The organism is Bacillus spongiae (assembly GCF_037120725.1).
GTDB classification, from domain to species: Bacteria; Bacillota; Bacilli; order Bacillales; family Bacillaceae_K; genus Bacillus_CI; species Bacillus_CI spongiae.
In genome coordinates, this window is the sequence record NZ_JBBAXC010000003.1 from 1 (window position 1) to 25,047 (window position 25,047).

The window sequence follows — 25,047 nt, forward strand, 5'->3', positions numbered from 1 at the left end:
AGATTTCCCATAGCATTAGCTAGTAAGATCCCTGAAAGATGATCAGGTTGATAGGTTCGAGGTGGAAGCATGGTGACATGTGGAGCTGACGAATACTAATCGATCGAGGACTTAACCAAAAGAAACAAGTGAAAGCGACTGTTCATGTGCGACAAGCACATAGGAGCTGTAGCTGGACAGCGTAAGAACGGTGATTACTCACTCTTCATCAATCTTTATCTAGTTTTGAGGGTAAAATTTAAAAAAACTCTTGAAAAATATATTAAAAGCTGTATAATAATACTTGTCTTTGAAAAAAGTCTGGTGGCAATAGCAAAGAGGTCACACCCGTTCCCATACCGAACACGGAAGTTAAGCTCTTTAGCGCCGATGGTAGTTGGGGGCTTCCCCCTGTGAGAGTAGGACGTCGCCAGGCATAATGTTCCGCAGTAGCTCAGTGGTAGAGCTATCGGCTGTTAACCGATCGGTCGCAGGTTCGAATCCTGCCTGCGGAGCCAATTGGAGAGCTGTCCGAGAGGTCGAAGGAGCACGATTGGAAATCGTGTAGACGGTTACCGCTGTCTCAAGGGTTCGAATCCCTTGCTCTCCGCCATCGAGTATTATGGCCCGTTGGTCAAGCGGTTAAGACACCGCCCTTTCACGGCGGTAACACGGGTTCGAATCCCGTACGGGTCACCATTATACGGAGGATTAGCTCAGCTGGGAGAGCATCTGCCTTACAAGCAGAGGGTCGGCGGTTCGATCCCGTCATCCTCCACCATTAATGTTTAACTTTCAAATATCGCTTAAAATATTTGAAAAATGAAATTACATAGTTATTAATTTTCACGCTATTATCGTCGCGGGGTGGAGCAGTCTGGTAGCTCGTCGGGCTCATAACCCGAAGGTCGCAGGTTCAAATCCTGCCCCCGCAATACATTGGTCCGGTAGTTCAGTTGGTTAGAATGCCTGCCTGTCACGCAGGAGGTCGCGGGTTCGAGTCCCGTCCGGACCGCCATAATATAATTAGATTCACAAAAGTCATGATTAAATGGCTCGGTAGCTCAGTTGGTAGAGCAATGGACTGAAAATCCATGTGTCGGCGGTTCGATTCCGTCCCGAGCCACCATTTAAAAATCATGCCGGTGTAGCTCAACTGGTAGAGCAACTGACTTGTAATCAGTAGGTTGGGGGTTCAAGTCCTCTTGCCGGCACCAGATCATTTGTGGAGGGGTAGCGAAGTGGCTAAACGCGGCGGACTGTAAATCCGCTCCCTCAGGGTTCGGCGGTTCGAATCCGTCCCCCTCCACCATTTATAGGGGCATAGTTTAACGGTAGAACGAAGGTCTCCAAAACCTTTGGTGTGGGTTCGATTCCTACTGCCCCTGCCAATTAAATAATGGCGGCTGTGGCGAAGTGGTTAACGCATCGGATTGTGGTTCCGACATTCGTGGGTTCGATTCCCATCAGCCGCCCCATTTTATTCACATAAGTAAATAGATGGCATATACTATTATTGGGCTATAGCCAAGCGGTAAGGCAACGGACTTTGACTCCGTCATGCGTTGGTTCGAATCCAGCTAGCCCAGCTTGCGGAAGTAGTTCAGTGGTAGAACACCACCTTGCCAAGGTGGGGGTCGCGGGTTCAAATCCCGTCTTCCGCTCCAATTTAAATGGCGGCATAGCCAAGTGGTAAGGCAGAGGTCTGCAAAACCTTTATCACCGGTTCAAATCCGGTTGCCGCCTCCATTTTGACTGTATGGCAAAATGAGCAGACAAATAAGATTTTAAATGTACTTTAGCATTAAAAATCGATATACATACTTATAACCAACAATACACATAGAATGTATTGTTTTTTTATGTTCGATTTGAGCAATTTAGTCATATCGACATAAAAAGTCCTCTTTCTTATCGATATGTAGTTTAGGTATTGTGGAGAAAACTTAAAGTAACAAGATAAATTACGTTTACATTTTAATTTACAGGTTAAATCACACAGTAAAAAGCACGCAAACAAGCTCAGAGTTTACTGCTCTGAGCTTAAGGTTAATTTCATTAAAATCTCCGATAATTGAATAGTATTGTTAATTATCTTTAATCATCGTTATGAACTCTGCAAAGTCAGTTGTGAACTTGTCCTTCTTTATGAATCCTAGTTTCTCGTATAAATTAATAGCTCTGTCGTTAAATGTTGCAACTGATAGTCTTATAGGGATCCCCGGGGAGTTTTCTTTTATGTGGTTCATTATATATGTACAAAATTCATACCCGTATCCTTTTCCTACATAATATGGGTCCATTCCAAGACCCATATCTACATACTTATCATTATATACACCATGTTTATGTCCAACCGGGATTTGAGCTGACTCCCCTATACATAAGTAACCAAAGATTTTATTATTTTTGTCAATGATAGCTTGATAAGAACCATCAAGCAGTTCATTTATTCCTTCTTCAGTTATATCATTATTATAAAAATCATATGGTTTTTCATATCTCCAACTTAGGATAGTTTTAGCTGAATTAATATCCATTTTCTTAATTGTTAAGTTCATAGTACCCCTCATTTCTACGGTTTATGTTGCACTAAAGCTATCAATACTGTTCTTTACAAAAAAGGTCAATTTCTTGTATTTAATTATTAACAACTACTTCTATAGTATGATATTTCCCTATCAAGAAATATAACTTGTTGAATCAATATTTTCTGTTTAAGAGATTATACGTAAGAAGATTATTCTAATAATACAGGAAACGTGCCATCAAGGCCTGTCAAATAAGTTGAAGAGGGAGGAGAAAAAGAACATTGTTGAGGCGTTCATATTGCTGTTAACAAGATTACTTGTTGGAATAGGGAAATACATACGAGGGGGAGGAAACTCTACTATGGTGAGTCGAAATGACACGAATATGATTCGTTTAAGTACAAAGTTCTGGTGGGAAGCTATTCCCGCACTTGTTGCCGTTAAAAGTGTTGTTTTCGTTAGCTGGAGGGGTAGCTTGAATATCAAATAACGAATTGTTAAATGCCTTGTTGAACCTAATTGTGTTATTTGTTGCAAATTCCATCACATTGATACCTGAAAGATTGTTATTACGTGTTAAGTTTGAGTCAATAACATTATCATCAGAAGAGATTAATATTCCAGTCTCACTGTTTCTGCATGACATGTTTTCAATAATCATATTATTGCTATTGACGTCAAGACCTCTTAAACCATTGAGGAATGTATTCCTAAAGGCAATACTGTTGTTTCCTAAAAAGCAGCCGGTTAAACCAGATTCCTTGAACAAGTTATGGATTAATATGTTATTTATACCGCCGTTAAAACCTCGATCATTATTTGTCATTTTACAATTCATAATACAATTGTTTCTGCTAGCTAATATACCGACATCTGCATTATTTGCTACCTTACAGTTTAATATGAGATTGTTTACTCCCAAAATAATAAGACCTCTCAATGTATTAAATCTCGATTCGATTTCTTTTACAACATTATTTTCATAAGTAAACTCAATTAGAACACCAGAATCCAAAAATCCCTGAACCGTAAATCCTTGTAATACTGTACGATTAGCCTTTACAACCACACCAATATTACCTTGGGCAGGTTGACCTGAAATAATCGTCCGACCTATCCCGCAACCAAAGATTTTTAAGTTTTCTACTGTAACCTCAAACCCATCAAACGTCCCCACCAATAGTTTAATACTATCGCCAGGGGCAGAGTCATCAATGGCAGCTTGTACGGTTGGAAAATCATCTGTAGGCACGATTCGTAATGTCACAATATTTACCTCCCCTTAAAATCACAGTTAGTAGATTATATGAATGAAACACAAGCACTGCTTGTACTATATGAATAAATGTGCTGTTGACTAATCGTTGATCTTTCTCTTTTGTATTACATTAGTGTCGGTGTGGTGAAAGAACCGCTTTGATTTGCGGTAACGCCTACCAATTGAATAGTGAATTTCTTCATTTTTAGTTCTATCACTACTTCGAATAGTTTCGATAGTGCTATTTGTTGGAACTAGGCAAATATAAATAGAATATTACTCTTTCATAAATACTCTTCTTATATTGCTGATTAGAATAAAACAGGGGTTATGTGTGTATAAAAAATTCGTGAAAGTGAGAGCGAAATGAGAGAAAAGCTATCGAAAATGATAAACCTATGAAAAGCCGATGATCCAAAGTATTTGTCTATGTCAATTTGTTTGGTTGGTGTGCGAAATGCAAACTCACCATTTAAAGGCACGTGTAAAGTTGTAAATTGTCAACCGAAACTATACTTTTTTTCTATAAGAACATCATGACGGAAATGTATACATCTAAACGAGGGGATGCGAATGAGTCAATTTAAAATGGTGAAAATGCATTGGGTATGGACGGAAGTCGCTGAAGAAAAGAAGCCTAATCGTTAAGCGGGTGAGCCTTTTTGGGAAATGTACCGTAAAACCGTACCGGCAACGTGGCTCGCAAAAGGATACGTAAAGGAGTTGGAAGAATGAGCGGATCTAACCACGCAATTAACTGTATTTTCGCCAAATCGTTGAAAACTCGCAGACTCAGCTGAGTGTAGCCGTAATTGCTCGAGTTATATCGCCATGTTCGGCGTTGAAAGGGACGTAATGATGGCGAAGATTTTACACTCGAATTGATGGCGCTATTTGATTACGGCGTTTTGAAGGAGTTTCCTACGGGTGAGACAGCGGCAAGTCAATTCGAGTTTTAAAAAGACCCAGCAAGATGCTAATTACAAAGGCCGCCTGGGTCACTGTTATCACACTCGTTCCCTTTGAAGTTGTTGTCGTCTGCATCTTGAATGTCGTCAAACGTATTACCGAACGCGATGTTAAAAAAAACACTATTTTCATTAGAACTAGCAGATAGGCTAATTCCAAGATCACTATTGTCGTTAAGCACATTTCTTTTAACGAGATTAGAATCTGAATCATTAGTAATGTTCATCCCAAACGCATTTTGATTCAAAATATTTTCTTTTATTATATTAAAGTCAGAATCAAATACGGTTATGCCAAAATCATCATTATCATTAGAGGTATTTCCTTTAATTAAGTTATGGTTTGCATTATTTAACGAAATACCAGAATCACCGGATCCTCCTACGGCTTGAACTCGAAAATTTTTCACTAGAACACCTGTAGTATCTAAAACTGTAATCGCGTTTGCTTCATCCCCCATTACAAACGGTTGTGTTTTCCCAATCCCAACGAGTTTAATGTTTTCTGTACTAATAGAAACGTTTTCCTCATAAGGGTTACCATCCTCTTTCGCTTTTACTAAAATAATATCACCAGGCTCAGCAATAGCAACTGCACCTGATATCGTGCCTTCTTCATCTGGCACAACGATTGTTTTTTCGTTAAAGATTACGATACCTATTACGGTGAGGATAGCTAAAAAGAAGAGCGTGGTGAAAACAATAGCAACCAGAAAAAAGCTGTTTCGTTGTGATGTCCTCATATTATCATCCCACTTTCGAATAAATGACACTTTTACACTGTATGAAGGAACCGAAAGTATTATGAAAGGAGGTAATAACATGAAAGACGGCGACACAGTTAACAATTCGCAACTAGGTTTAACGGGAAAATTAGTCGTTAGTGATGATAAAAAAGCGATTCACTCATTAGATACGGATGAAAATCGTTGGCACATACGTGCACATTCAGTTGCAGATCTAAGACAGGCAGGCTGGCGAAAAATATAATTAAATGCATATTTTTGATGAAAACATGCGAAAAACGGAAATGAATCGCTATATTTGCACGAATCTAAGCGAGAAGTATTATATTGGTAAAATACCCCTCGACACATTTCGGCTGTAATTGTGTAAAAATTTGAAATAATAGGGGGGGAAGGCGAATAAACATGCACGAACTACAAATCGATATTGAATCGGAATTACGTGAGTTCGATTGGTTACGACCGACATGGACAGACGGCAAGTTATTCACAGCAAGCTCGTTTCGTTATAATCGTACGCCGAGCTCTTTCATAACACTCGAGCTCTATGGCAATTATCCTGCTGGTGTATGGCACGACAGTAGTGTGTATGACGAGGAGTGGTCTAGTGGCAGTTGCTCGTCGGTGAGGTAAGCGAGCATGCCATTGACGTTCCAATTTGCAACGGGTTTAGCTTCGTAGTTGTTCGCCATTTACACGTCCACTCCTTCGTTTAATTATTCACTTAGACAAATACATTCGACATTCAATTTGACCGCTCTACGCCTTGTATAACAAGCCTCGGCGCCACTTGTAAGACACGTATGAAGTCCGGGTTATGGCGTGTTGTCTTTCGGTGACTAGGTTGGTTCATAGCGCGTTGAGGGTTCGTGTCTCTTCGAGCGTCTTTCTCCTGGCGCTCCCACTGATTTTGGTAGGTCACCGTCAAAAGAGTTGACAGTTGTTTAAGAGCTATTCTATCGTGGCGTAAGGGTGCGCGTATTGAATAAGGGACTAATGGAAAACACACCAACACGACGGTCAATATTTACGGTCATGAGCGGTTTCGCTGAGTTTGAGTGGGGCCTTATAGTGGAGCACACAGGAAGAGAAGGCGATTGCAAAACAACGCGACGATTTTCGTGAAGGAAAAAAGTATTCGAAGAAACAGATAAAACATGCGTTAGGGTTGCATGATGCACATTCGTATAAACAAGTGGAAGAAATGACTGGAATCAGCAAATCGACGTTAATTCGAGCGAAACGAAAGAAGTTGACGGAGTAAAGTTCTCGCCCCTCAAGCCACTCCGCCGCGCCCAGGCGGTCTGACGCCGACAACTAGCGCGCAATTTTTCGAACTCAGGGCGTAAATGTGCTATTGAGTTAAGGAGTGATTATAGTGGATAAAGACCAAGAATTCATAAAAATATTGGAAAAATGTAAAGAAACAATCAACAAATATGCCCCAGACCACCTAGATGAAAAACCACGATTTATAGCTATGACAAGAGACATTGATGACCTTTATATGTCGCTAAACTAGGAAAGGTATATACTCATTTTTTCTACATTCAAATTGTAAAAATGGTTGATCGAAACGATCCGGAAGAGTTGATTGATGATGTAATGAAAGTCAATAAATTTTATGTTAAACATTATAGAGAGCATAGGGGAATTGTAGTGGATAGAGATAAGGAATTTTTGAAGCTATTAACAAAGTGTAAAGAAACCCTACAAAAATATATGCCTGATCACCCTGATCAAAAGCGGAGATATGAGTTAATGATAAAGAGCATCAAGGGTCTATCGTATACTGCCAAGCAAGGAAAAGTTTATACGAAACTACGATTTGTTCAAGTTACCTATATGATTAATAGGAACGACCCTGAGGAATTAATTGATGCGGTAGTAAATTTAGATAAATTCTACGCTGATAATTATCGAAAAATATAACCGTCATATGGCGGTCTTTTTTTCCTTCGTCAAGCACACTTAAAATCCGAGCATAAAATTTTCACTTTGACCCCTGAGCGTATTGAATCGCTGCTTTATATGCTAACAGTGGGTCGGTGAATTCTGCTGCAACGGTACAGCCATCGCATGAACCTAACGGCTTGTATTTATCGCCTTGTTTTATTACGTCTGCAATCACTTTATATTTGTCGGGTACATAGAGAAATGATACTTTTTCGTTCACAGTACGACCTTCTAATGAACATGTTTTTTTCCGACGGTTAATTATTTCAATTATAATACATCGATAGATTTATTGGCTATTTTACTAGTCTAAAGATACGATGACTTACCTTCGGGAATTTTAGCGAGTTGAATGAAAAGTGAAAAGCTCCAGGTAGTAATCTGCTTTTTCGATACGGAAAACGGCACAAATAGTGCGCTGTTGATTTCGCTTATTTTACGGTCGGAAATTTTTTTTTACGAAAAGTATTGACGGGATATTGTTACGGTGATATATTATTTAGTGTTCGCACTATTCAGGTGCGTCACTATACAAATCGTACGCGGTGCATGAGCCTCCGAAGTACTGATATTATGCCGGTGTGGCGGAATTGGCAGACGCGCACGACTCAAAATCGTGTTCCTTCTGGAGTGTCGGTTCGACCCCGACCACCGGTACTTTAATAAAATTTGCGGGTGTAGTTTAGTGGTAAAACCTCAGCCTTCCAAGCTGATGATGTGAGTTCGATTCTCATCACCCGCTCCATAAAATTATAGAGTGTGTCTTCAAATGTCACGATACTATTAATTTTTTTCCTAACGTTTTTACTTGTTAATGCATGAATTTTATGTTACGATAGTTATATTCATGCGGGTGTAGTTTAGTGGTAAAACCTCAGCCTTCCAAGCTGATGATGAGGGTTCGATTCCCTTCACCCGCTCCATACATATTAATTTAACGTATTATTTTTCGCTCTTGCTGAAATGATGCGTTTTTTTGTATGGTCTTTTCCTGGTCGCGATATTATGCCTATTTTCATCAATCGTGATTGCTACAAACTTTATCTTAATTACAATTAATATAAATCTGGTCTTCGTTGTCGGATTTTTTATAGTCTATCTCCTTTGGTTAGAAAGGATAGATGAGAGGTAAGATTGGATCCTCGATGTTTTCATCTGAAATATTTGAGAGCCCAAAAAAAGATGCGAGCTATTCGCATCCTTCACATGATAGAAGATAAGAGTGGGAATTACCGCCATGGATATTTGTAAACATCTTCTCAAGAGAATGTGTAAGCTGTTTTCCTCTATCGTTGGAGATGGATGGAGGGAGGTAAACAATTTGAAGTGCATGTGTAGTATCCGTGTTGACTGCTGTTCGTTCTGAATCAACAAATGGACTACCGAAAGCACCTAGTTTATCTTTTGTAATGATCATGTTTTCTAATGAATTTTCACGGCGGTTTAGTCCTATAAAGGTATCATTCTTCGTACCGATTTCGATGGTTACAGAGTGATTAATCTTTTCCAAGTCATAAAGACCGATGGGTGTCTCATATTGCAGTGAAAAAAAATTGTTTAAATCCACAGCAGAATGTACAGTATTTAAATAATTTTGTTTGTAAATTCGTCTATACATTGCCTCTACAGACGGACGATAACGGCTTGGGTTGGTCCCAATTGTTTTAAACAGATTTCTCCACTCAGATATGCCTGACCTTTGTTCAAGTGGTTTCGTATCAACGTCAAAGTATATAGATTCTTGAAATAATTGTAAGCGTCCCTTTAGCATCATAGGTGACTCACTTACGGTTATGTTATGATACTCAATAATTCCGAACTTTAGAGGGGCTTTCATGCATAGGGTTTGATTTAAAGTAATTTCCAATGTTTCCACCTGCCATTTCTAATAAGGGTAGTTTATCATAGTGAAAGAAAAAATTTAAATGAATAGATTTGTTGTGGGTAATTCAAGAGTATTACATCTTAGTGAAAGGAGGTTGCATCGATGAATTATCAGCTTTTAAAAGAAGAGATTATTGAGTTTTGCAAACATAATGGGATCGATAAAATTGGCTTTACAACCGCCGATCCATTTACAGAAATGAAAAATCGTTTAATTCGCCAGGAAGAGTTGGGTTATCAATCTGGCTTTGAAGAAAAAGATATTGAAAAGAGAGTAAATCCATCCTTAATATTTGAAGAGCCTAAATCTATTATTAGCATTGCCTTAACTTACCCTTCTAAAATGAAAAATGCGCCTCAGAGTAAAAAAGGTGAGAGACGAGGAATCTTTTGCCGAGCGTCTTGGGGGAAGGACTATCATGATGTTTTAAAGGACAGATTAGCAAAGTTAGAAACGTTTATCTCTTCGAAGGTTCCTAATGCAAGGATGCGTTCAATGGTAGATACAGGTGAACTAGTTGATAGAGCGGTAGCAGAAAGAGCAGGAATCGGCTGGAGTGGGAAAAATTGCTCAATCATCACGCCGGAATTTGGTTCATACGTATATTTAGGTGACATGATAACGAATTTACCCTTTGAACCTGATGCGCCAATCGAAGACGGCTGTGGTACGTGTAATAAATGTGTCGATGTATGTCCTACAGGTGCTTTAATTCAAGGAGGTCAATTAGATTCAAAGCGCTGTATTGCATTTTTAACTCAGACAAAAGATTTTTTGCCTGAAGAGTATCGAAGTAAAATTGGTAATCGTCTGTACGGCTGTGACACTTGTCAAACAGTATGTCCAGTGAATAAAGGAAAGGACTTTCATTTTCATCCTGAAATGGAGCCGGACCCTGAAATAGCAAAACCATTATTAAAACCACTTCTGACGATTTCAAATAAGGAATTTAAAGAAAAATATGGGCCAGTATCGGGTTCTTGGAGAGGAAAGAAGCCAATACAACGGAACGCTATTTTAGCACTTGCTCATTTTAAGGATGAAACGGCAGTTGAAGATTTAATTGGTTTATTAAACAAAGATGTGAGACCTGTTATTAGGGGGACGGCTGCCTGGGCATTAGGGAAGATTGGTGGAGAGCAAGCATTTCTTGCATTAAAGCATTCGCTTGAGAAAGAAACGGATCAAGATGTGATAGTTGAAATTAAAAAAGGGTTGGATTTTTTTAATGAAGCATAGAAATTCTTAGGCGGTACTGTAGAAACGAAAAAATTCATACGAACAAAAATGTGTTATGATAATTTGAAGGTTTTATTTTATCCTATTTAAAGAGTGTCTGAAAAACATAAGAGGGGTTGAATAGGTTGGATTTAGTTGTCGTTCTTTCATTTATTGGTGTGGCGGTATTATTAACATTAATGCCAGGACCGGATATATTATTTGTTATTGCTCAAAGCATTTCACAAAATAAAAAAGCAGGTATTGCAACAGCTCTAGGACTATGTACAGGCTTGATTGTGCATATAAGCGCTGCTACCTTAGGTATTTCAGCGATTATTTATCAGTCCTCGCTTGCATTTGCAATCGTGAAGTATGCTGGTGCTGCCTATTTATTGTATTTAGCTTGGATGTCTTTCCGTGAAAAAGAAAGTGATCAAATGATGGGGAACCAAAAAGTATTGGCCTATCGATCTCTATACAAAAAGGGAATTTTAATGAATATCTTAAACCCAAAAGTGTCGCTATTTTTCTTAGCGTTGTTTCCTCAATTTGTAGACGAGTCGGTTGGGTCTGTATCACTTCAAATACTGTTATTAGGAATCGTCTTTTTAATTCAAGCTCTGGTGATTTTTACTATTGTAAGTATCTTTTCAGAAAAGGTAGGCAATGTATTAACAAATTCTTCTTTTATTTCAAAACGAATGAATGCAATAAAAGGCAGTCTCCTTGCTATCATTGCTTTACAAATTGCCTTTTCTGAGAAATAAGCATTCTAACAAACTAAAAAATAGGGTTAAATGTCCATTCACCGTTTGTTGGCGGGACATAATAAAGAGAGTACTATTTTGAAAATTTTTTCACTCAACTCTTTACCCTTCTCATTTTATGTTTATATTTATAGAGAATTTTAAAAAAGTTAAAAGACTTAGCCATTGCTAAGTCTTTTGTTTTTTTCTCTTCTGTTACTACATAAAATGTATGGAGGAGGCGAGAGCATGAGGGATATTGTCATAAAACAGATTGAATCGCGAATAGCGGAAATGGTAAAACCAAATGGAAATTTCCGTGAAGAACGTTTAGCTAGAAAACAACAATCACTTCGCCAAAGAAATGCTGAAATTTTAAAGGTTAAAGTGAACGGGAAGGTAGACAATATAACAAATAGAGGCCAGAATACCATTATTACTTATCACCTTCACTTTCAAAACTTAATAAAACAAAAGCAGTTTATATATTTAGAAGAGGAAGTGGAAAGACGATACAGTGTTTTAGACCATAATGAGGTAGTGAAGGATGAAGAGGTCTATAAAGAAGGTCACCAAGGTGATGATGATACTAGGTTGATTGTAGAAGAAAATGATGATCAAAGAGTGACCTATCGATATGATCGCTTAAAGGCTGTTCAATATGCAGAACTTTGGTGGGATGATTATAATCCAGCCTATAAAAAGTTCGAGGTGGACTGTACGAATTTTATTTCACAATGCCTTCACGCTGGGGGAGCTCCAATGAGAGGGCATGGCAACCGAAGTAAGGGGTGGTGGATGGGAGGGAATAATTGGAGCTACAGCTGGAGCGTAGCAAATTCACTTCGCTGGTATCTCCCTTCCTCAACAGTTGGCTTACGTGCAAAAGAAGTAAATGAACCAGAAGAATTGCAGCTTGGTGATGTTATTTGTTATGACTTTGAAGGAGATGGAAGAACCAATCATAATACAATTGTGACGGCGAAGGATGTGTACGGTTCCCCGCTCGTCAATGCGCATACGTACAATAGTCGTATGCGATTTTGGAATTATGAAGACTCTACTGCATATACACCGAACATACAATATAAGTTTTTTTCGATTGTAGACGATGAATAGACCATGTTTGTGAGAAAGCTACTGAAAAAACAGTAGCTTTTTTTGTTTTTTGAAATGAATTTTACATAGCTCGAAATGATTCTTGAGTACTTGTTGTACGATCATGAAATTATGAAAGAATTAATAGTACTTGTTGCTAGAAAGGTAAGAGTACGTTTTGACTTCCTCAGTATAAATATCTTTTTAGCTTGACTTATGACTGACACATAAACATTTTATAGTAAACGTGTAAGGAAAATAGCAAGAAAAAATTTAAGGAGGAATAAACATGATTAAAAAAGTAGGTTTATTTGCTTTAGCAGGAGCTATTACATTTGGTGGAGTAAGCGCAGGAAGTGCCTATGCGAATTTTGATGGTGAGAAAGAGGGTTTTAAACAATTTCTAAACGAAGAACGTTTTGCTGAGAAATGGAGCCAACTCTCAGATGAAGAAAAAGAAACAAAGGTAAAAGCTAAAGCTGAGGAGCTAGGGATTGAAGTGGAAGGGAAATCCATCGAAGAGTTAAAGGAGCTTCTAAATGAACAGCGTCAACAAAGGCTCTTTGATCGTGCTGAAAAAGCTGGTATTGATACAGAAGGAAAAACGGTTGATGAAGTAAAGGCTTTATTAAAAGAACAAGCCCCTAAGCATAAAGGGAAGAAAATGAATAAAGAAGACTTTATAGCAAAGTGGAATGAATTCTCAGATGAAGAAAAAGAAGCGAAAATAAAAGAGCGTGCAGAAGAGTTAGGAATAGACGTTGAAGGAAAGTCTACAGAAGAAATTAGAGAGTTAGTCACAGCGGAGCGTCAGCAAAGATTATTTGACCGTGCTGAAAAAGAAGGCGTTGATACAGAAGGAAAAACAGTAGAAGAAGTTAAGGAATTACTTAAAGAAGCAATTAAAAGTAGCAAAGAAAGCTAAAGATTCTAACATGTGAAGGGGCATACCACCTATAAATTGGGTGGGTGCCTTTTTTATTGGCTTTTTTTATAGTGGAATAGTAGAGATGAAAAAAATGTTCTCTCTAGATGTAAGGAATTTTTTGTTTATTAAGAGTTCTTGAAAAAAAGCGTTGAATGGAATATAATGGCTTAATATTTAGATTTAATAGGGGGAGCGAAGATGAAACAAGACGAGGCAGTAAAAAGCATTTCACAAAGTTTAATAGACGACCCTATGGTTCAAGCCATTTTTTTAAAGGGGTCGATGGGAAGAGGAGAAAATGATGAATACTCCGATGTTGACCTCTATTGTTTAGTAGATGAAAACGATGAAAAGGAGTTTCTCGCTAACCGGTTAAGACATTTAGAAGCATACAGGAATATATTATTTTCTGATGATATTTTTATTATTGCACCACAAATAATTGTGGTATATGATAACCTACTCCATGTTGATTTTTTTACTGTTACACCAAAAAGCTTTAAGGAAAAAGATTTTTTTCAAGTAATATATGATCCGAAAGGTTTGCTAACTCCATTTCAACTCACTCAAAATTTATTATTGTCGCCAAATGAATTTGATGTTCATGTGACTGATGTAGCATGGTTTTTATTTCAATACAATAAGGCTTATAAGCGGGGAAATGCTTTATGGGCGGTGGATATGCTTCATCAAGTTATGACCCACTTGTCAAAAGTATTATTACATCGATATAAACCTGAAAGAGCTCAATTGGGATTGAAAGCTCTTGAGTCACTGTTACCTAGTACCCAACTTGATGAAGTAAGAAAAATCTTTACTTACATAACGCCCGATACACATGAACTATCCGTTCAATCGATAATATCATTATTACAAAAAGAAATAGAATGGATTGAATCCACTTTAGAAGAGGGCTCTCAAGCTGGCTCATTTATGAAAACGATGATGAACGAATTAGAGTGCATATCGTGAAGACTATATAATCAAAGCGCAATCGGACAGTAGATTATAAATGTTAAGGGTCTTTCCGTTTTAGTTAGGCAAACAATGAAGCTTTCTCCAACTGAAGCAACAAGATACGAGGGATAGAAGACAATTGGTATGAGATGTAAAAGACAGAGGACTAGTTTTTCTTACATACTTCCTCTGTCTCAATAGTTAGCTATCCAACTGCTTTTTTAAACTTTCATTTAAATACAATGCTTTTTTTAATGAAGATTCGTCCCGTAAAATATCCCCAGGTGCATTCCCCTCACCAATGATATAATCAACAAATTCCATATTGACAAAGTCAAAAATATATTTGAATTGTTGAACTAATGGTAACCCCACTATTTTAGGGTTTCCACCACCCGTTATCACAAGATAGGCTTTCTTTTTACTCATTTCAGCTTTAAAGTTAAACCTTTCATCACGAAGATACTGCGACCAGCGGTCAAAAAAGAGCTTCATTTGCCCCGACATACCGTACCAATATAATGGGGTAGAAAACACGTACACATCATGACTGAACAAGGATTGAAGGATATCCTCAAAATCATCCTCAACAATTGGGAATCCTTCTGAAGAATGTCGTTTATCTTCGAACGGTACAATATGTTGATTTAACAAATGAATTTTAGTATAAGGTATATCCTTCAGCATATGCTCAGTAAGAATCTCCGAATTTCCATTTCTTCTGGAACTTCCAAATATGGTTAAAATATTCATAAAAGTACTCCTTCTCTTCTTATAAATTTGTAGCATGATTATTTCTAAAAAAAGATGAAAATATATAGAGAACAATTAAAGAGATATTTCGCCATCAACTTTCGTTTTCCTGCATTGATTGAACTATATAGGTATTAATTTGCAATAAGAGCAAGTTTTTTCTAAATAACTGCTCTGTATTGAACGTTTTTTCTAAAGGGGATTTTAATAGAATTATTTTCTAAAAATAATAAAATATGATAATATAACAATAATATTGAAGGGTGGGATTATAGATGAAAAAAATAGTTGTCAATCGTAATGTACATGTCTTATGGGTGAAAATGAACTAATTATCGAGCAAGTTGTTTTTGGAAAGGAATGCTCGGTGTATGTTCAAAATAGGAGGAGCATTCATGTTAAGTAAACAAGGATTTGATTTATGGGCAAATAACTACGACCAGACGGTCCAGTTAAGTGAAGAAAATAATTTATACCCATTTGCTGGTTATAAGGAAATACTAAATCAGGTTTATAATGAAGCAATGAAAATAAGAAAATCGACCGTGCTAGATATTGGTTTTGGTACAGGTGTTCTAACAACCAAACTATATGACCATGACCATCAAATAGATGGAATGGACTTTTCTGACCAAATGATTTCGATAGCGAAAATGAAAATGCCAATGGCTAACTTAATGAAGTGGGACATTACAACGGGGCTTCCTGAATCCGTGAAGGAGAAGAAGTATGATTCTATTATAAGCACCTATGCATTACATCATCTTTCAGATATCGATAAAGTGGCTTTATTAAAGGACCTTCTCCAATTACTTACGGATAACGGCAAAATATTGATTGGAGATATTGCTTTTCAGACACGTGAAGACCTTGAAGCATGTAAGAAAAAAAGTCTAAATTATTGGGATGAGGGTGAGTTCTATTTTGTTTTTGAAGAAATAAGTTCAGCTCTTAGCCCCATTTGTAACTGTGAATTTCACCAAGTCTCTCATTGCGGCGGTGTTTTACTTCTCACAACGTAAGGGAGTAGGCACCTTTCTGCTCGATTATTAGGTGGATCATTCACATTATTATTATTTTATGCAGCACTTCAACTTAATGATAAAAAGGATTGAACTATTTTTATTATTATGGTAAGGTATAAAAAATTTGAGGTGAAGAAAATGCTTCGGCTTATTATGAACGAAACCTTGTCTCAATTACATCATCATATTAATTAGTCTTGCTATTGAGTTTTTTTACAATCTCAAATAGGAAGACTATTTCTCATTAAACCGTATGGAATAAGTATTTTACACTTATATCTTGTACGGTTTTTTATTTTATCAAAAATGGAGGTAGAGGAAATGAAAAAGATGGATTACCAAAATGTAAAGGGGACCGAAGATTATTTACCCCAGCAAGAAGCTCTGAGAAGGAAGATTAAAAGAACGTTAGAGGATGTGTTTATTCGGTATGGCTGCCAGCCTTTAGAAACACCAATTCTAAATTATACCGAACTCCTTGCATCAAAATATAGTGGAGGAGCGGAGATATTACAAGAGATGTATACTCTTTCAGACCGAGGGGAGCGGGACTTAAGCTTACGATATGACCTTACGATTCCGTTTGCTAAAGTTGTAGCAATGAACCCTACAGTGAAAAAGCCATTCAAAAGATATGAAATTGGGAAAGTTTTTAGAGACGGTCCTATAAAAACGGGGAGATTACGTGAATTTACCCAGTGTGATGTAGATATTGTGGGGGTAGAATCACAAATTGCTGAAGCTGAATTGATGGTAATGGCAATAGATGCATTTAATGCGCTTAATTTAGAAATCACCATTCAATATAACAACAGAAACTTATTATCCGGTATGTTAAAGATGTTTAATGTACCTAACGATAAAATTAATGACGTGATTCTAGTACTAGATAAATTAGAGAAAATAGGGGTTACGGCAGTTGGGAAAGAATTGATTAAGAAGAACATACCCACTCAATCAATTGAGGCGATTCTACAGTTTATTCGAGAAGAGAATAATAGAACTATAAACTATTTTGACACCTATTCTATGGTCAATAAAGAAATTGAAAAAGGACTAGTGGAACTTAGGGAGTTAAGGTCCTACTTGAAGTATGTTGGCGTGGATAAAAAATGTGTATTTAATCCCTTTTTAGCAAGAGGGTTAGATATTTATACGGGATCCATTTATGAAATATTTCTTGAGAATCAATTGATCAAATCAAGCATAGGTAGTGGAGGAAGATACGATAACGCAATTGGCGGACTAATCGGAACTTCTCAATCGTTTTCTACGGTGGGAATATCCTTCGGGTTAGATGTTATCTACACGGCAATGGAACTAACAAGTGAGGTGTCTGTCGATCTGTATGATCTTGATTATTATATTATTCCAATAAAAACAATGAAACAGTCGATGTCTGTTGCTAGGTATTTGAGGTTGAAGGGGTACAAAGTAGAGCTTGACATGTCTAATAAAAAGCTGAGTAAGTTATTAGATAGAGCCAATAAGGAAAAGGTTCGTAACGTAGTGATGATTGGTGAGACTGAAGTGAAACAGAATTTATATAAAATTAAGGAAATGGATTCAGGGAAAGAACGTTATGAACCATTCATTTATGCTACATAAAAGTACTAAAATGAACTTATAACGAAAGCGGTTTAGATTATATTGATTATTAGGTAAAACGAATATATAATCAGAAGCGACGCAGGAAAATTTTATAGAAACACTAGAATAATCTGCGTTTTTAAGATGGAGCCACGTAGTCTCTGTTAGAGGATGAAAAGAGAAAAGAATAGTTCAGAAGGTATTGATGAAGGAGGAAAGAAAATGGGGAAAATAGCAAATAAGTGGGCATTAGTTACAGGCTCAAGTAGAGGGATTGGTCAACAAATCGCAATTGGACTAGCTCAAGAAGGATGCAATGTCATTATTCATGCAAGAAAAAAAGAAAACACGGAAAAAACAGTTAATTTAATAAAAGAATATGGAGTGAAGTTTGACGTAGTAGAAGGGGATCTATCCAAAACCGATGAGCTTCACAAGATGGTTGAAGTGGTAAAGGAAAAGCATGGTGGAGTAGATATTCTATATAACAATGCAGCAATCATGAGTGAATGGAAAGAATTTTGGGATATTACTGTGGAGGATTTCAATGTTATCTTCCAAAATAACCTGTATAGTGTACTATTACTCTCTCAAGCATTTGCACCTAAAATGAAGGAAAATGGCTATGGAAGAATAATTAATATAACTTCTGGAATTAAAGATACTCCACAATTATCTCCGTACGGTGTGTCAAAAGCAGCAGTAGATAAGCTAACTCAGGATTTAGCAGTGGAGCTAAAAGGAACGGGTGTTTTGGCTAATTGCCTAGACCCAGGCTGGTTAAAAACAGATTTAGGTGGACCAAATGCGGATTATGAGGTAGAAACCGTTCTACCAGGTGCAATTAAGTTAGCTTTATTTGACAATGATGGCCCAACTGGTGGTTGGTTTGGTGCACAAGACTATCGTTCATAATGGTAATAATGGAACAACGGTAAGGTTCTAAAACGTTTATTCAAAAGCCCAAGTCCTTTGGTAGAAAAGGATTTGGGTTTTTCTATTAAAAGAGAAAAATGCCCACTTGATATGAATCAGAAAATATATTTTTTAGAATACTATATTAAAAAACTAAATAAGAAAGAAAATAACATATTATCAGTACTGTCTAGTAATTTCATTGAGGTAATTTATTGCGCACGATTTTTCTATGCACCCCTTTAATAGCATGAAATAGTCGTTCCTTTAACCGATATACTATTGTTATAAAGTAGTGTGGTATACAAGAATTGTTAGAAGGAGTTTTAAATATTTGTAAATAAAACAATTGTTAATTTTCTAAAAAATTGATATATTAAATGTGTCAAATTAAATAGGTGTAGAAATAGGTGCGGATAAATCTATTTATCTGCTTAAAAGGGAAGTCCGGTTAGAAACCGGCGCTGTCCCGCAACTGTATTAGGGAGCGATTCGTCATGGCCACTGTTTCCGTTAGGGAATGGGAAGGTTCGAAAAGCGATGATCTTAAGCCAGGAGACCTGCCTGTTTTAGCAAACATCAATACCTACGAGGATAGGGGGTGTTAAGTGCGGAAGTAAAGGCGTGTTTTTTTTGAGTTACTCATAAACATGTTATTTATTAATCGTTCGTAACTTAACAACTTCTTAGGAAGTTGTTTTTTTATTGAGAAATTTTCATGAGAAGATTTGTTTGGAGGAGACATCTTTGTTTGGTTCAGTAGATTATTTTATCAATTCTTTCAAAGCATGCATTATGATTAATTATCAATTAGAGAAACCTTGCTCCATTTCAACAAAATATTCGCTATTAAAAGCTGAAATTATGGAGAGAGCTGGGAATCACGAGGAACAGCTTATTTATTTACGAAATGTTGAAAGGGCTTACAAAATAATCAATCGTGAATTATTTGAATGGGAGGAAGAAAAGGATGGAAGTTGAAAAGAAGTTTTTTCCTGGTCTAGAAGGTGTTGTTGCCACAGAAACAAATATTTCATTTCTTGATACCGTTCAAGGGGAAATTGTTATAAAAGGATACGATTTAATTAAATTATCACAAAAAAAAGAGTACCTAGATCTCGTTTATCTATTGCTTGAGGGAAAACTCCCCACTGAAGTGGAGAAAGAAACCGTCGTAGAGAAATTAAAGGCTGAATATGAACTACCGGATAAAGTGTTCGATGTATTTAAGCTCCTTCCAAAAGAGACTCACCCGATGGATGCTTTAAGAACAGGGATTTCAGCTCTGGCTGGTTATGATGATCAAATTGACAATCGCGCTCATTTAATCAATAAAGAGCGTGCCTATAAACTTTTAGGGAAAGTACCTACTATCGTAGCGAACAGCTATCGAATGTTGGACGGTCAAGAGCCTATTCTTCCACTTCAAGAGTTATCATACAGTGCAAACTTCTTCTATATGCTTACAGGCAAGAAACCGTCTGAACTAGAAGCAGAAATATTTGATCGTTCACTCGTTTTATATAGTGAGCATGAAATGCCAAATTCTACTTTTACTGCTAGAGTGATTGCGTCTACCCAGTCTGATTTATATGGTGCGTTAACGGGAGCTGTTGCCTCGCTAAAAGGCAATTTGCATGGCGGTGCAAATGAAGCGGTTATGCACATGCTTCTTGAAGCGGGAACAGTCAAAGCTTTTGAAGAAATGTTGGAAATGAAATTATTTAAAAAAGAAAAAATTATGGGCTTTGGTCACAGAGTGTACATGAAAAAAATGGATCCAAGAGCGCTCATGATGAAAGATGCGTTAAAGCAATTATGTGAGTTAAAGGGTGATGACCTTCTCCTTCGCATGTGTGAAGCTGGTGAGAAAATAATGGAGAGAGAGAAGGGACTATATCCGAATTTAGATTATTATGCAGCACCTGTTTACTGGATGCTCGGCATTAACATTCCGTTATATACACCAATCTTTTTCAGTGCCAGAACAGTTGGCATTTGTGCTCATGTGATGGAGCAGCATGAGAATAATCGCTTATTCAGGCCACGTGTTCACTATACAGGTGAGCGACATGTACTTAGTAATTAATCAATAACTGAAGAATACAAGACAAACTTGAAAGGAACGATACACGTGATTAATACGAATGAAGAAAAAAAGGTAGACGTTTTATTAGAGGAAATTGCAGATTATGTGCTGCATAAAGACATTATAAGCTCAGAGGCTTTTGAAACGGCACGTTATGTGTTGTTAGACACTTTAGGGTGTGGAATCCTTGCTTTACAATATCCAGAATGTACGAAATTACTTGGTCCTGTCGTTCCGGGAACTACGGTTCCAAACGGAAGTCGAGTGCCAGGAACTTCTTATGTTCTTGATCCGGTTCAAGGGGCCTTTAATATTGGTTGTATGATACGATGGCTAGATTATAATGACACATGGCTTGCTGAAGAGTGGGGGCATCCTTCTGATAATCTTGGGGGTATTTTGGCCGTTGCAGATTATATTAGCCGTGTTCGCATTGCAGAGGGAGAGAAGCCTTTAACTGTTCGAGATATACTGGAAATGATGATTAAAGCCCATGAGATTCAAGGGGTTTTGGCATTAGAGAATAGTTTAAATCGTGTTGGACTGGACCATGTATTGTTTGTCAAAGTGGCAACGACAGCAGTTGTTACCTATATGCTTGGCGGAACAAGAGATGAGGTAATCAACGCTTTATCAAATGCTTGGCTAGATAATTCTAGTTTACGAACGTACAGACATGCTCCGAATACGGGATCTCGTAAGTCTTGGGCAGCAGGGGATGCAACTAGTAGAGGGGTGTACTTAGCAATCAAGGCTCTTAAAGGGGAAATGGGCTATCCGCAAGCTCTTTCTGCACCAGGTTGGGGCTTTCAAGATGTTTTATTCAATCAAAAGGAATTAAAGCTTGGTCGTCAACTGGATTCCTATGTGATGGAGCATGTGTTATTTAAAGTATCATTTCCTGCTGAATTCCATGCACAAACAGCAGCTGAATGTGCGGTTAAGCTACACCCTCAAGTGATAGATCGATTAGATGAGATTGATAAGGTTACGATTACTACTCATGAATCTGCCATTCGCATCATTGATAAAAAAGGTCCATTGCACAATCCAGCGGATCGAGATCATTGTTTACAATATATTACGGCTATTGGCCTTATTAAAGGAGATATTAAAGCTGAATTTTATGAAAATGAGACGGCTTCTGATGAAAGAATTGATTCATTACGCGAAAAAATGGAAGTGGTTGAAAATAAACAATACAGTTTTGATTATTTAGATCCGAACAAGCGCTCAATCGCCAACCAAGTTCAAGTTCACTTTAAAGATGGAACAGCTACGGAAAGGATTGAATGTGAATACCCATTAGGGCACCGCTTCCGTCGAGAAGAAGCCATTCCAAAAATAATGAATAAGTTTTCAAATAACTTGAAAACCCATTTCCCAAGTAAGCATCAGAAGAAGATTGAAGAGGTTTGTTATAACCAAGATAAGCTAGAAAAAATGAACGTCAACCAATTTGTTGAATTGTTTTTATTGTGAGGAGGGGTCAAAATGGCTTGGTTAGTTGATCAACCAATGAATCAAAAACAGCTAGCGGATCAATTTCGAGTGCTAATGTTATCCCCGGATATATTGCAAATTCCAGGTGCTCATGATGCCATGGCTGCATTAGTTGCCAAAGAAGCAGGATTCACTTCGCTTTATTTATCAGGAGCAGCTTATACAGCAAGCAGAGGGCTGCCTGATTTGGGAATCGTCACGTCAACAGAAATGGCAGAGCGAGCAAAGGATTTGATCCGAGCAACTAATTTACCGTTATTGGTAGATATTGATACGGGATTTGGAGGCGTTTTGAATACTGCTAGAACAGCGAGAGAAATGTTAGAAGCAAATGTAGCGGCAGTGCAAATTGAAGATCAACAGCTACCGAAGAAATGTGGGCATTTAAACGGGAAACAGTTGGTCTCCACGGAAGAAATGATTCAAAAAATTAAGGTAATCAAAGAAGTAGCTCCTTCTCTAATTGTCATAGCACGTACGGATGCACGATCGGTTGAAGGATTGGAGGCATCTATTGAAAGAGCTCGTGCCTACATAGAAGCAGGAGCAGATGCTATTTTCCCTGAAGCACTTCAGTCATCAAAAGAGTTTCGTCTATTCTCAGAAAAGTTAACAGTGCCAATGCTTGCAAATATGACTGAATTTGGAAAAACGCCATATTATACAGCAGAAGAGTTTGCGAATATGGGGATTCAAATGGTGATTTATCCCGTCACGTCTCTTCGAGTAGCAGCGAAAGCATACGAGCAAGTGTTTCAGTTGATAAAGAACGAAGGGTCGCAACAAGATGCCCTTTTAACGATGCAAACACGGAAAGAACTGTATGAAACCATTTCATATTATAAATTTGAAGACTTAGACCGTGAGATGGCCAAAACGAAATTACCGAATGAAGAACTAAAGAAATAATTATTTCATCACTATGAATAGCACATTAAGAAGGCGATTATACGTATCATTGACAAAATAAAAAGCGTGATATGGTATGAATGATCGCCTTCTTTTGTTGAAAAATAGAATGCACGCTGCATCGTTTGAGCCTCTTTTAGACATCTAGCTATTGGAAAATGAAGGCGCTATGAGTGTGATTCTCTCTTCAAATAACCATTTATATAATAGATTAAAAATGAAAATTAAATAGACAAGAAACGGGATTAATAGATAGTAGATAACCTGCTGGGAGGATCGATATGGGTAAAATAGAAAACAGGTGGAAACGTTCTTACTTGTTTCAACAAGATGAAGTAAGTATACCCTTTACACCAGAAGATTTTGTTAATGAAGAGGAGCTTATTGCTAAAACGACAGAACTTTTTATTAAGCAGGATGTTACACCTCATATTTCGGCGATTGAAAAACATCATTATGATGTGACACGTACGCTGTTCTCGAAAGCAGGAGAACTTGGATTATTAGGTGTTGAAGTACCAGAGAAGTATGGGGGGCTAGCTTTAAATAAACGGATAGCTGGACTGATTGCTGAGAAAATGGGTTTCGGTGGTTCTTTCAGTGTTTCCTATAATATTCACGCTGGTGTGGGTACATTGCCGTATGTGTACTTTGGAAATGAGGAACAAAAACAAAAATATTTGCCTAAACTTGTTTCTGGTGACTGGATTGGAGCTTATGCTTTAACCGAATCAAGTGCGGGTTCTGATGCACTTCATCCGAAGACAAGCGCGGTGTTGAATGAGAATGGAACAGCTTGGTTTTTAAGTGGAGAAAAGCAATGGATTACCAATGCTCAGATTGCAGATGTGTATGTCGTTTTTGCTCAAACAAATGAAGGAATGACAGCCTTTATTGTAGAGAGGTCTTATGATGGCGTTTCAATCGGTCCTGAAGAGGAGAAAATGGGCATTAAAGGATCATCAACTGCGACACTTATTTTAGAAGATGTATTAGTACCGAAAGAAAACGTACTTGGCGAGCTTGGGAAAGGGCATCATGTTGCCTTAAATATATTAAATATGGCTCGTTTGAAACTAGCATTTTCTAATATAGGTACTTCTAAACAAGCACTTCAGCTTGCTGTAGAGTATGGAAAAGAGCGAAAGCAATTTAATAAATCTATTGTGAATTTTACGCTAATACAAGAAAAGATTGCTAACATGGCAGTATCAATCTATGGAGCAGAAAGTGCCGCTTATCGAACAGCAGGTGAGTTAGATAACGTGGTGATTCAGGGAAATGAGAGTGATCTGATCACAAAGCTCTCCTCATTTGCGTTAGAGTGTGCTGTTAATAAAGTCAATAGCTCTGAAACGTTAAGTGAAATCGTTGATGAAGCGGTTCAAATCCATGGTGGGTACGGTTATATGCAAGACTATGAAATCGAACGCTTATATAGGGATGCGAGGATTAGTCGAATATTTGAAGGAACAAATGAAATTAATCGCTTAACAATATCCAAACAATTAGTAAAGGAATGTTCCGAAGAAAAGCTTTCAAGTATGAGCATGTCACTTGATAACAAAGAAGAAAGGAATCATCAGTACATTTTGTTAGCGAAGGAGTTACTGAAAAGATCCTTACTCTCCTTGGCAAATGTAGAACTGACAAAGGAGCAAGAATATTCACGTTTGTTAGCTGATATGGTGAAAGATATATATATTATCGAGTCTGCTTTATCGCGGACAGAAAAAACAAGGAAGAAAAATGGTCAAGTAAATGACCAAATGAAGCGGTGGATAACGGATGTCTTATGTGAGGAAAGGTATCGACAAGTAGAAGAGGCGGCTATAACCATCATGTCGGGTGCTGAATCAGATGAAGACAAACGAAAAAGACAGATAAATGAGATTCGTAGATTACCTGTCCCTCTATACCAAAACTTGTTTCTAAAGAAAAGATATATTGCGAAAGAGATCATTCATAACCCTCGATACTTTAAATGAAT

22 protein-coding genes, 17 tRNA genes, 2 rRNA genes, 1 pseudogene and 1 riboswitch are annotated in these 25,047 nt (G+C 37.5%); of the genes and pseudogenes, 36 read left to right on the plus strand and 6 right to left on the minus strand.

Annotation, left to right across the window (positions count from 1 at the left end; genetic code table 11):
* The 16 genes from WAK64_RS04155 to WAK64_RS04230 form a co-directional block, all read left to right on the plus strand.
* Window positions 1-119: ribosomal RNA gene (locus WAK64_RS04155) — 23S ribosomal RNA — on the plus strand; the annotation flags it as partial.
* A gap of 180 nt (window positions 120-299) precedes the next feature.
* A 5S ribosomal RNA gene (gene rrf / locus WAK64_RS04160) occupies window positions 300-415 on the plus strand.
* A 7-nt stretch (window positions 416-422) separates the two neighbouring features.
* A tRNA-Asn gene (locus tag WAK64_RS04165) sits at window positions 423-497 on the plus strand.
* A gap of 3 nt (window positions 498-500) precedes the next feature.
* Window positions 501-592, plus strand: a tRNA-Ser gene (locus WAK64_RS04170).
* Window positions 593-603: 11 nt separating this feature from the next.
* Window positions 604-678 (plus strand) — tRNA-Glu (locus tag WAK64_RS04175).
* 6 nt (window positions 679-684) lie between these two features.
* A tRNA-Val gene (locus tag WAK64_RS04180) sits at window positions 685-760 on the plus strand.
* Between the two features lie 80 nt (window positions 761-840).
* Window positions 841-914, plus strand: a tRNA-Met gene (locus tag WAK64_RS04185).
* 6 nt (window positions 915-920) lie between these two features.
* Window positions 921-997: transfer RNA gene (locus WAK64_RS04190), tRNA-Asp, on the plus strand.
* Between the two features lie 35 nt (window positions 998-1,032).
* A tRNA-Phe gene (locus WAK64_RS04195) sits at window positions 1,033-1,108 on the plus strand.
* A 12-nt stretch (window positions 1,109-1,120) separates the two neighbouring features.
* A tRNA-Thr gene (locus WAK64_RS04200) sits at window positions 1,121-1,196 on the plus strand.
* 10 nt (window positions 1,197-1,206) lie between these two features.
* Window positions 1,207-1,291 (plus strand) — tRNA-Tyr (locus WAK64_RS04205).
* A 5-nt stretch (window positions 1,292-1,296) separates the two neighbouring features.
* Window positions 1,297-1,370: transfer RNA gene (locus tag WAK64_RS04210), tRNA-Trp, on the plus strand.
* 11 nt (window positions 1,371-1,381) lie between these two features.
* Window positions 1,382-1,457 (plus strand) — tRNA-His (locus WAK64_RS04215).
* 39 nt (window positions 1,458-1,496) lie between these two features.
* A tRNA-Gln gene (locus WAK64_RS04220) sits at window positions 1,497-1,568 on the plus strand.
* Window positions 1,569-1,571: 3 nt separating this feature from the next.
* Window positions 1,572-1,646: transfer RNA gene (locus WAK64_RS04225), tRNA-Gly, on the plus strand.
* Between the two features lie 8 nt (window positions 1,647-1,654).
* Window positions 1,655-1,728: transfer RNA gene (locus tag WAK64_RS04230), tRNA-Cys, on the plus strand.
* Between the two features lie 338 nt (window positions 1,729-2,066).
* On the opposite strand, the gene WAK64_RS04235 is transcribed toward WAK64_RS04230, so the two are convergent.
* From WAK64_RS04235 to WAK64_RS04245, 3 genes are all read right to left on the minus strand, one after another.
* Entirely contained in the window at window positions 2,067-2,540 is a 474-nt protein-coding gene (locus WAK64_RS04235; protein WP_336585705.1) for a GNAT family N-acetyltransferase, read from the minus strand.
* A gap of 364 nt (window positions 2,541-2,904) precedes the next feature.
* Window positions 2,905-3,777 carry a right-handed parallel beta-helix repeat-containing protein gene (locus tag WAK64_RS04240; RefSeq protein WP_336585706.1) on the minus strand — a complete coding sequence of 291 codons (873 nt, stop codon included), beginning with the start codon at window positions 3,775-3,777 and terminating at the stop codon, window positions 2,905-2,907.
* 967 nt (window positions 3,778-4,744) lie between these two features.
* Window positions 4,745-5,479 (minus strand): right-handed parallel beta-helix repeat-containing protein, encoded by a 735-nt coding sequence (locus WAK64_RS04245; RefSeq protein WP_336585707.1) that lies wholly within the window; start codon window positions 5,477-5,479, stop codon window positions 4,745-4,747.
* Between the two features lie 79 nt (window positions 5,480-5,558).
* Here WAK64_RS04245 and WAK64_RS04250 point away from each other — a divergent pair, with 79 nt between their 5' ends.
* The 4 genes and pseudogenes from WAK64_RS04250 to WAK64_RS04265 all read left to right on the plus strand — a co-directional run bounded on the left by WAK64_RS04250 (window position 5,559) and on the right by WAK64_RS04265 (window position 7,414).
* The gene (locus WAK64_RS04250) at window positions 5,559-5,726 is read left to right on the plus strand and encodes a hypothetical protein (RefSeq protein ID WP_336585708.1); all 168 of its coding nucleotides are present in this window, start codon (window positions 5,559-5,561) and stop codon (window positions 5,724-5,726) included.
* Window positions 5,727-6,430: 704 nt separating this feature from the next.
* Window positions 6,431-6,746, plus strand: a pseudogene (locus WAK64_RS04255) (recombinase family protein); the annotation flags it as partial.
* A gap of 114 nt (window positions 6,747-6,860) precedes the next feature.
* Window positions 6,861-7,004 (plus strand): hypothetical protein, encoded by a 144-nt coding sequence (locus WAK64_RS04260; RefSeq protein ID WP_336585709.1) that lies wholly within the window; start codon window positions 6,861-6,863, stop codon window positions 7,002-7,004.
* Window positions 7,005-7,141: 137 nt separating this feature from the next.
* Complete coding sequence (locus tag WAK64_RS04265; protein ID WP_336585710.1) at window positions 7,142-7,414, plus strand: hypothetical protein; 273 nt, start codon at window positions 7,142-7,144, stop codon at window positions 7,412-7,414.
* Window positions 7,415-7,475: 61 nt separating this feature from the next.
* Here WAK64_RS04265 and WAK64_RS04270 read toward each other — a convergent pair whose 3' ends face one another.
* Window positions 7,476-7,658 (minus strand): hypothetical protein, encoded by a 183-nt coding sequence (locus WAK64_RS04270; RefSeq protein WP_336585711.1) that lies wholly within the window; start codon window positions 7,656-7,658, stop codon window positions 7,476-7,478.
* 355 nt (window positions 7,659-8,013) lie between these two features.
* Here WAK64_RS04270 and WAK64_RS04275 point away from each other — a divergent pair.
* The 3 genes from WAK64_RS04275 (at window position 8,014) to WAK64_RS04285 (ending at window position 8,361) form a co-directional block, all read left to right on the plus strand.
* Window positions 8,014-8,095: transfer RNA gene (locus tag WAK64_RS04275), tRNA-Leu, on the plus strand.
* 14 nt (window positions 8,096-8,109) lie between these two features.
* Window positions 8,110-8,183: transfer RNA gene (locus tag WAK64_RS04280), tRNA-Gly, on the plus strand.
* A gap of 104 nt (window positions 8,184-8,287) precedes the next feature.
* A tRNA-Gly gene (locus tag WAK64_RS04285) sits at window positions 8,288-8,361 on the plus strand.
* 266 nt (window positions 8,362-8,627) lie between these two features.
* On the opposite strand, the gene WAK64_RS04290 is transcribed toward WAK64_RS04285, so the two are convergent.
* The gene (locus tag WAK64_RS04290) at window positions 8,628-9,314 is read right to left on the minus strand and encodes a B3/B4 domain-containing protein (RefSeq protein WP_419465888.1); all 687 of its coding nucleotides are present in this window, start codon (window positions 9,312-9,314) and stop codon (window positions 8,628-8,630) included.
* A 111-nt stretch (window positions 9,315-9,425) separates the two neighbouring features.
* Between WAK64_RS04290 and queG the strand changes: the two genes are divergently transcribed.
* The 5 genes from queG (at window position 9,426) to WAK64_RS04315 (ending at window position 14,288) form a co-directional block, all read left to right on the plus strand.
* Entirely contained in the window at window positions 9,426-10,562 is a 1,137-nt protein-coding gene (queG, locus tag WAK64_RS04295) for a tRNA epoxyqueuosine(34) reductase QueG (RefSeq protein WP_336585713.1), read from the plus strand.
* A 125-nt stretch (window positions 10,563-10,687) separates the two neighbouring features.
* Entirely contained in the window at window positions 10,688-11,311 is a 624-nt protein-coding gene (locus tag WAK64_RS04300; protein ID WP_336585714.1) for a LysE family translocator, read from the plus strand.
* A 228-nt stretch (window positions 11,312-11,539) separates the two neighbouring features.
* On the plus strand, window positions 11,540-12,409 hold the full coding sequence (locus WAK64_RS04305) for an amidase domain-containing protein (RefSeq protein WP_336585715.1): 870 nt from the start codon (window positions 11,540-11,542) through the stop codon (window positions 12,407-12,409).
* A 268-nt stretch (window positions 12,410-12,677) separates the two neighbouring features.
* Window positions 12,678-13,313 carry a hypothetical protein gene (locus tag WAK64_RS04310; protein WP_336585716.1) on the plus strand — a complete coding sequence of 212 codons (636 nt, stop codon included), beginning with the start codon at window positions 12,678-12,680 and terminating at the stop codon, window positions 13,311-13,313.
* A gap of 201 nt (window positions 13,314-13,514) precedes the next feature.
* Window positions 13,515-14,288 carry a nucleotidyltransferase domain-containing protein gene (locus tag WAK64_RS04315; RefSeq protein ID WP_336585717.1) on the plus strand — a complete coding sequence of 258 codons (774 nt, stop codon included), beginning with the start codon at window positions 13,515-13,517 and terminating at the stop codon, window positions 14,286-14,288.
* 186 nt (window positions 14,289-14,474) lie between these two features.
* Here the strand turns inward: WAK64_RS04315 and WAK64_RS04320 are convergent, their stop codons facing one another.
* Window positions 14,475-15,026 carry a flavodoxin family protein gene (locus tag WAK64_RS04320; protein ID WP_336585718.1) on the minus strand — a complete coding sequence of 184 codons (552 nt, stop codon included), beginning with the start codon at window positions 15,024-15,026 and terminating at the stop codon, window positions 14,475-14,477.
* 395 nt (window positions 15,027-15,421) lie between these two features.
* Between WAK64_RS04320 and WAK64_RS04325 the strand changes: the two genes are divergently transcribed.
* From WAK64_RS04325 to WAK64_RS04360, 8 genes are all read left to right on the plus strand, one after another.
* A complete protein-coding gene (locus tag WAK64_RS04325; RefSeq protein ID WP_336585719.1) occupies window positions 15,422-16,048 on the plus strand; it encodes a class I SAM-dependent methyltransferase in 627 nt (208 codons plus the stop codon).
* A 324-nt stretch (window positions 16,049-16,372) separates the two neighbouring features.
* Window positions 16,373-17,659: a histidine--tRNA ligase gene (locus tag WAK64_RS04330; protein ID WP_336585720.1), complete on the plus strand. Its 1,287-nt coding sequence runs from the start codon at window positions 16,373-16,375 to the stop codon at window positions 17,657-17,659.
* A 204-nt stretch (window positions 17,660-17,863) separates the two neighbouring features.
* Window positions 17,864-18,556: an SDR family NAD(P)-dependent oxidoreductase gene (locus WAK64_RS04335; protein WP_336585721.1), complete on the plus strand. Its 693-nt coding sequence runs from the start codon at window positions 17,864-17,866 to the stop codon at window positions 18,554-18,556.
* A 391-nt stretch (window positions 18,557-18,947) separates the two neighbouring features.
* A riboswitch (cobalamin riboswitch) is annotated at window positions 18,948-19,138 on the plus strand.
* Window positions 19,139-19,303: 165 nt separating this feature from the next.
* Window positions 19,304-19,537 carry a hypothetical protein gene (locus WAK64_RS04340; protein ID WP_336585722.1) on the plus strand — a complete coding sequence of 78 codons (234 nt, stop codon included), beginning with the start codon at window positions 19,304-19,306 and terminating at the stop codon, window positions 19,535-19,537.
* Window positions 19,527-20,645 carry a citrate synthase gene (gene mmgD, locus WAK64_RS04345; protein ID WP_336585723.1) on the plus strand — a complete coding sequence of 373 codons (1,119 nt, stop codon included), beginning with the start codon at window positions 19,527-19,529 and terminating at the stop codon, window positions 20,643-20,645. Before WAK64_RS04340 ends, mmgD begins: the two co-directional genes overlap by 11 nt.
* 45 nt (window positions 20,646-20,690) lie before the next feature.
* Window positions 20,691-22,127, plus strand: a complete 1,437-nt coding sequence (locus tag WAK64_RS04350; protein ID WP_336585724.1) for a bifunctional 2-methylcitrate dehydratase/aconitate hydratase — start codon at window positions 20,691-20,693, stop codon at window positions 22,125-22,127.
* A 12-nt stretch (window positions 22,128-22,139) separates the two neighbouring features.
* Window positions 22,140-23,057: a methylisocitrate lyase gene (gene prpB, locus WAK64_RS04355; protein WP_336585725.1), complete on the plus strand. Its 918-nt coding sequence runs from the start codon at window positions 22,140-22,142 to the stop codon at window positions 23,055-23,057.
* Between the two features lie 281 nt (window positions 23,058-23,338).
* A complete protein-coding gene (locus tag WAK64_RS04360) occupies window positions 23,339-25,045 on the plus strand; it encodes an acyl-CoA dehydrogenase family protein (RefSeq protein ID WP_419465889.1) in 1,707 nt (568 codons plus the stop codon).
* Window positions 25,046-25,047 lie beyond the last annotated feature (2 nt).

Excerpts from the sequence above, each read along its gene's own strand:
- WAK64_RS04305 (WP_336585715.1), top strand. The coding sequence starts at position 11,540 with ATGAGGGATATTGTCATAAAACAGATTGAATCGCGAATAGCGGAAATG.
- WAK64_RS04245 (WP_336585707.1), bottom strand. The coding sequence starts at position 5,479 with ATGAGGACATCACAACGAAACAGCTTTTTTCTGGTTGCTATTGTTTTC.
- mmgD (WP_336585723.1), top strand. The coding sequence starts at position 19,527 with ATGGAAGTTGAAAAGAAGTTTTTTCCTGGTCTAGAAGGTGTTGTTGCC.
- WAK64_RS04250 (WP_336585708.1), top strand. The coding sequence starts at position 5,559 with ATGAAAGACGGCGACACAGTTAACAATTCGCAACTAGGTTTAACGGGA.
- WAK64_RS04310 (WP_336585716.1), top strand. The coding sequence starts at position 12,678 with ATGATTAAAAAAGTAGGTTTATTTGCTTTAGCAGGAGCTATTACATTT.
- WAK64_RS04330 (WP_336585720.1), top strand. The coding sequence starts at position 16,373 with ATGAAAAAGATGGATTACCAAAATGTAAAGGGGACCGAAGATTATTTA.
- queG (WP_336585713.1), top strand. The coding sequence starts at position 9,426 with ATGAATTATCAGCTTTTAAAAGAAGAGATTATTGAGTTTTGCAAACAT.
- WAK64_RS04325 (WP_336585719.1), top strand. The coding sequence starts at position 15,422 with ATGTTAAGTAAACAAGGATTTGATTTATGGGCAAATAACTACGACCAG.
- prpB (WP_336585725.1), top strand. The coding sequence starts at position 22,140 with ATGGCTTGGTTAGTTGATCAACCAATGAATCAAAAACAGCTAGCGGAT.
- WAK64_RS04320 (WP_336585718.1), bottom strand. The coding sequence starts at position 15,026 with ATGAATATTTTAACCATATTTGGAAGTTCCAGAAGAAATGGAAATTCG.
- WAK64_RS04235 (WP_336585705.1), bottom strand. The coding sequence starts at position 2,540 with ATGAACTTAACAATTAAGAAAATGGATATTAATTCAGCTAAAACTATC.
- WAK64_RS04315 (WP_336585717.1), top strand. The coding sequence starts at position 13,515 with ATGAAACAAGACGAGGCAGTAAAAAGCATTTCACAAAGTTTAATAGAC.
- WAK64_RS04335 (WP_336585721.1), top strand. The coding sequence starts at position 17,864 with ATGGGGAAAATAGCAAATAAGTGGGCATTAGTTACAGGCTCAAGTAGA.
- WAK64_RS04360 (WP_419465889.1), top strand. The coding sequence starts at position 23,339 with ATGGGTAAAATAGAAAACAGGTGGAAACGTTCTTACTTGTTTCAACAA.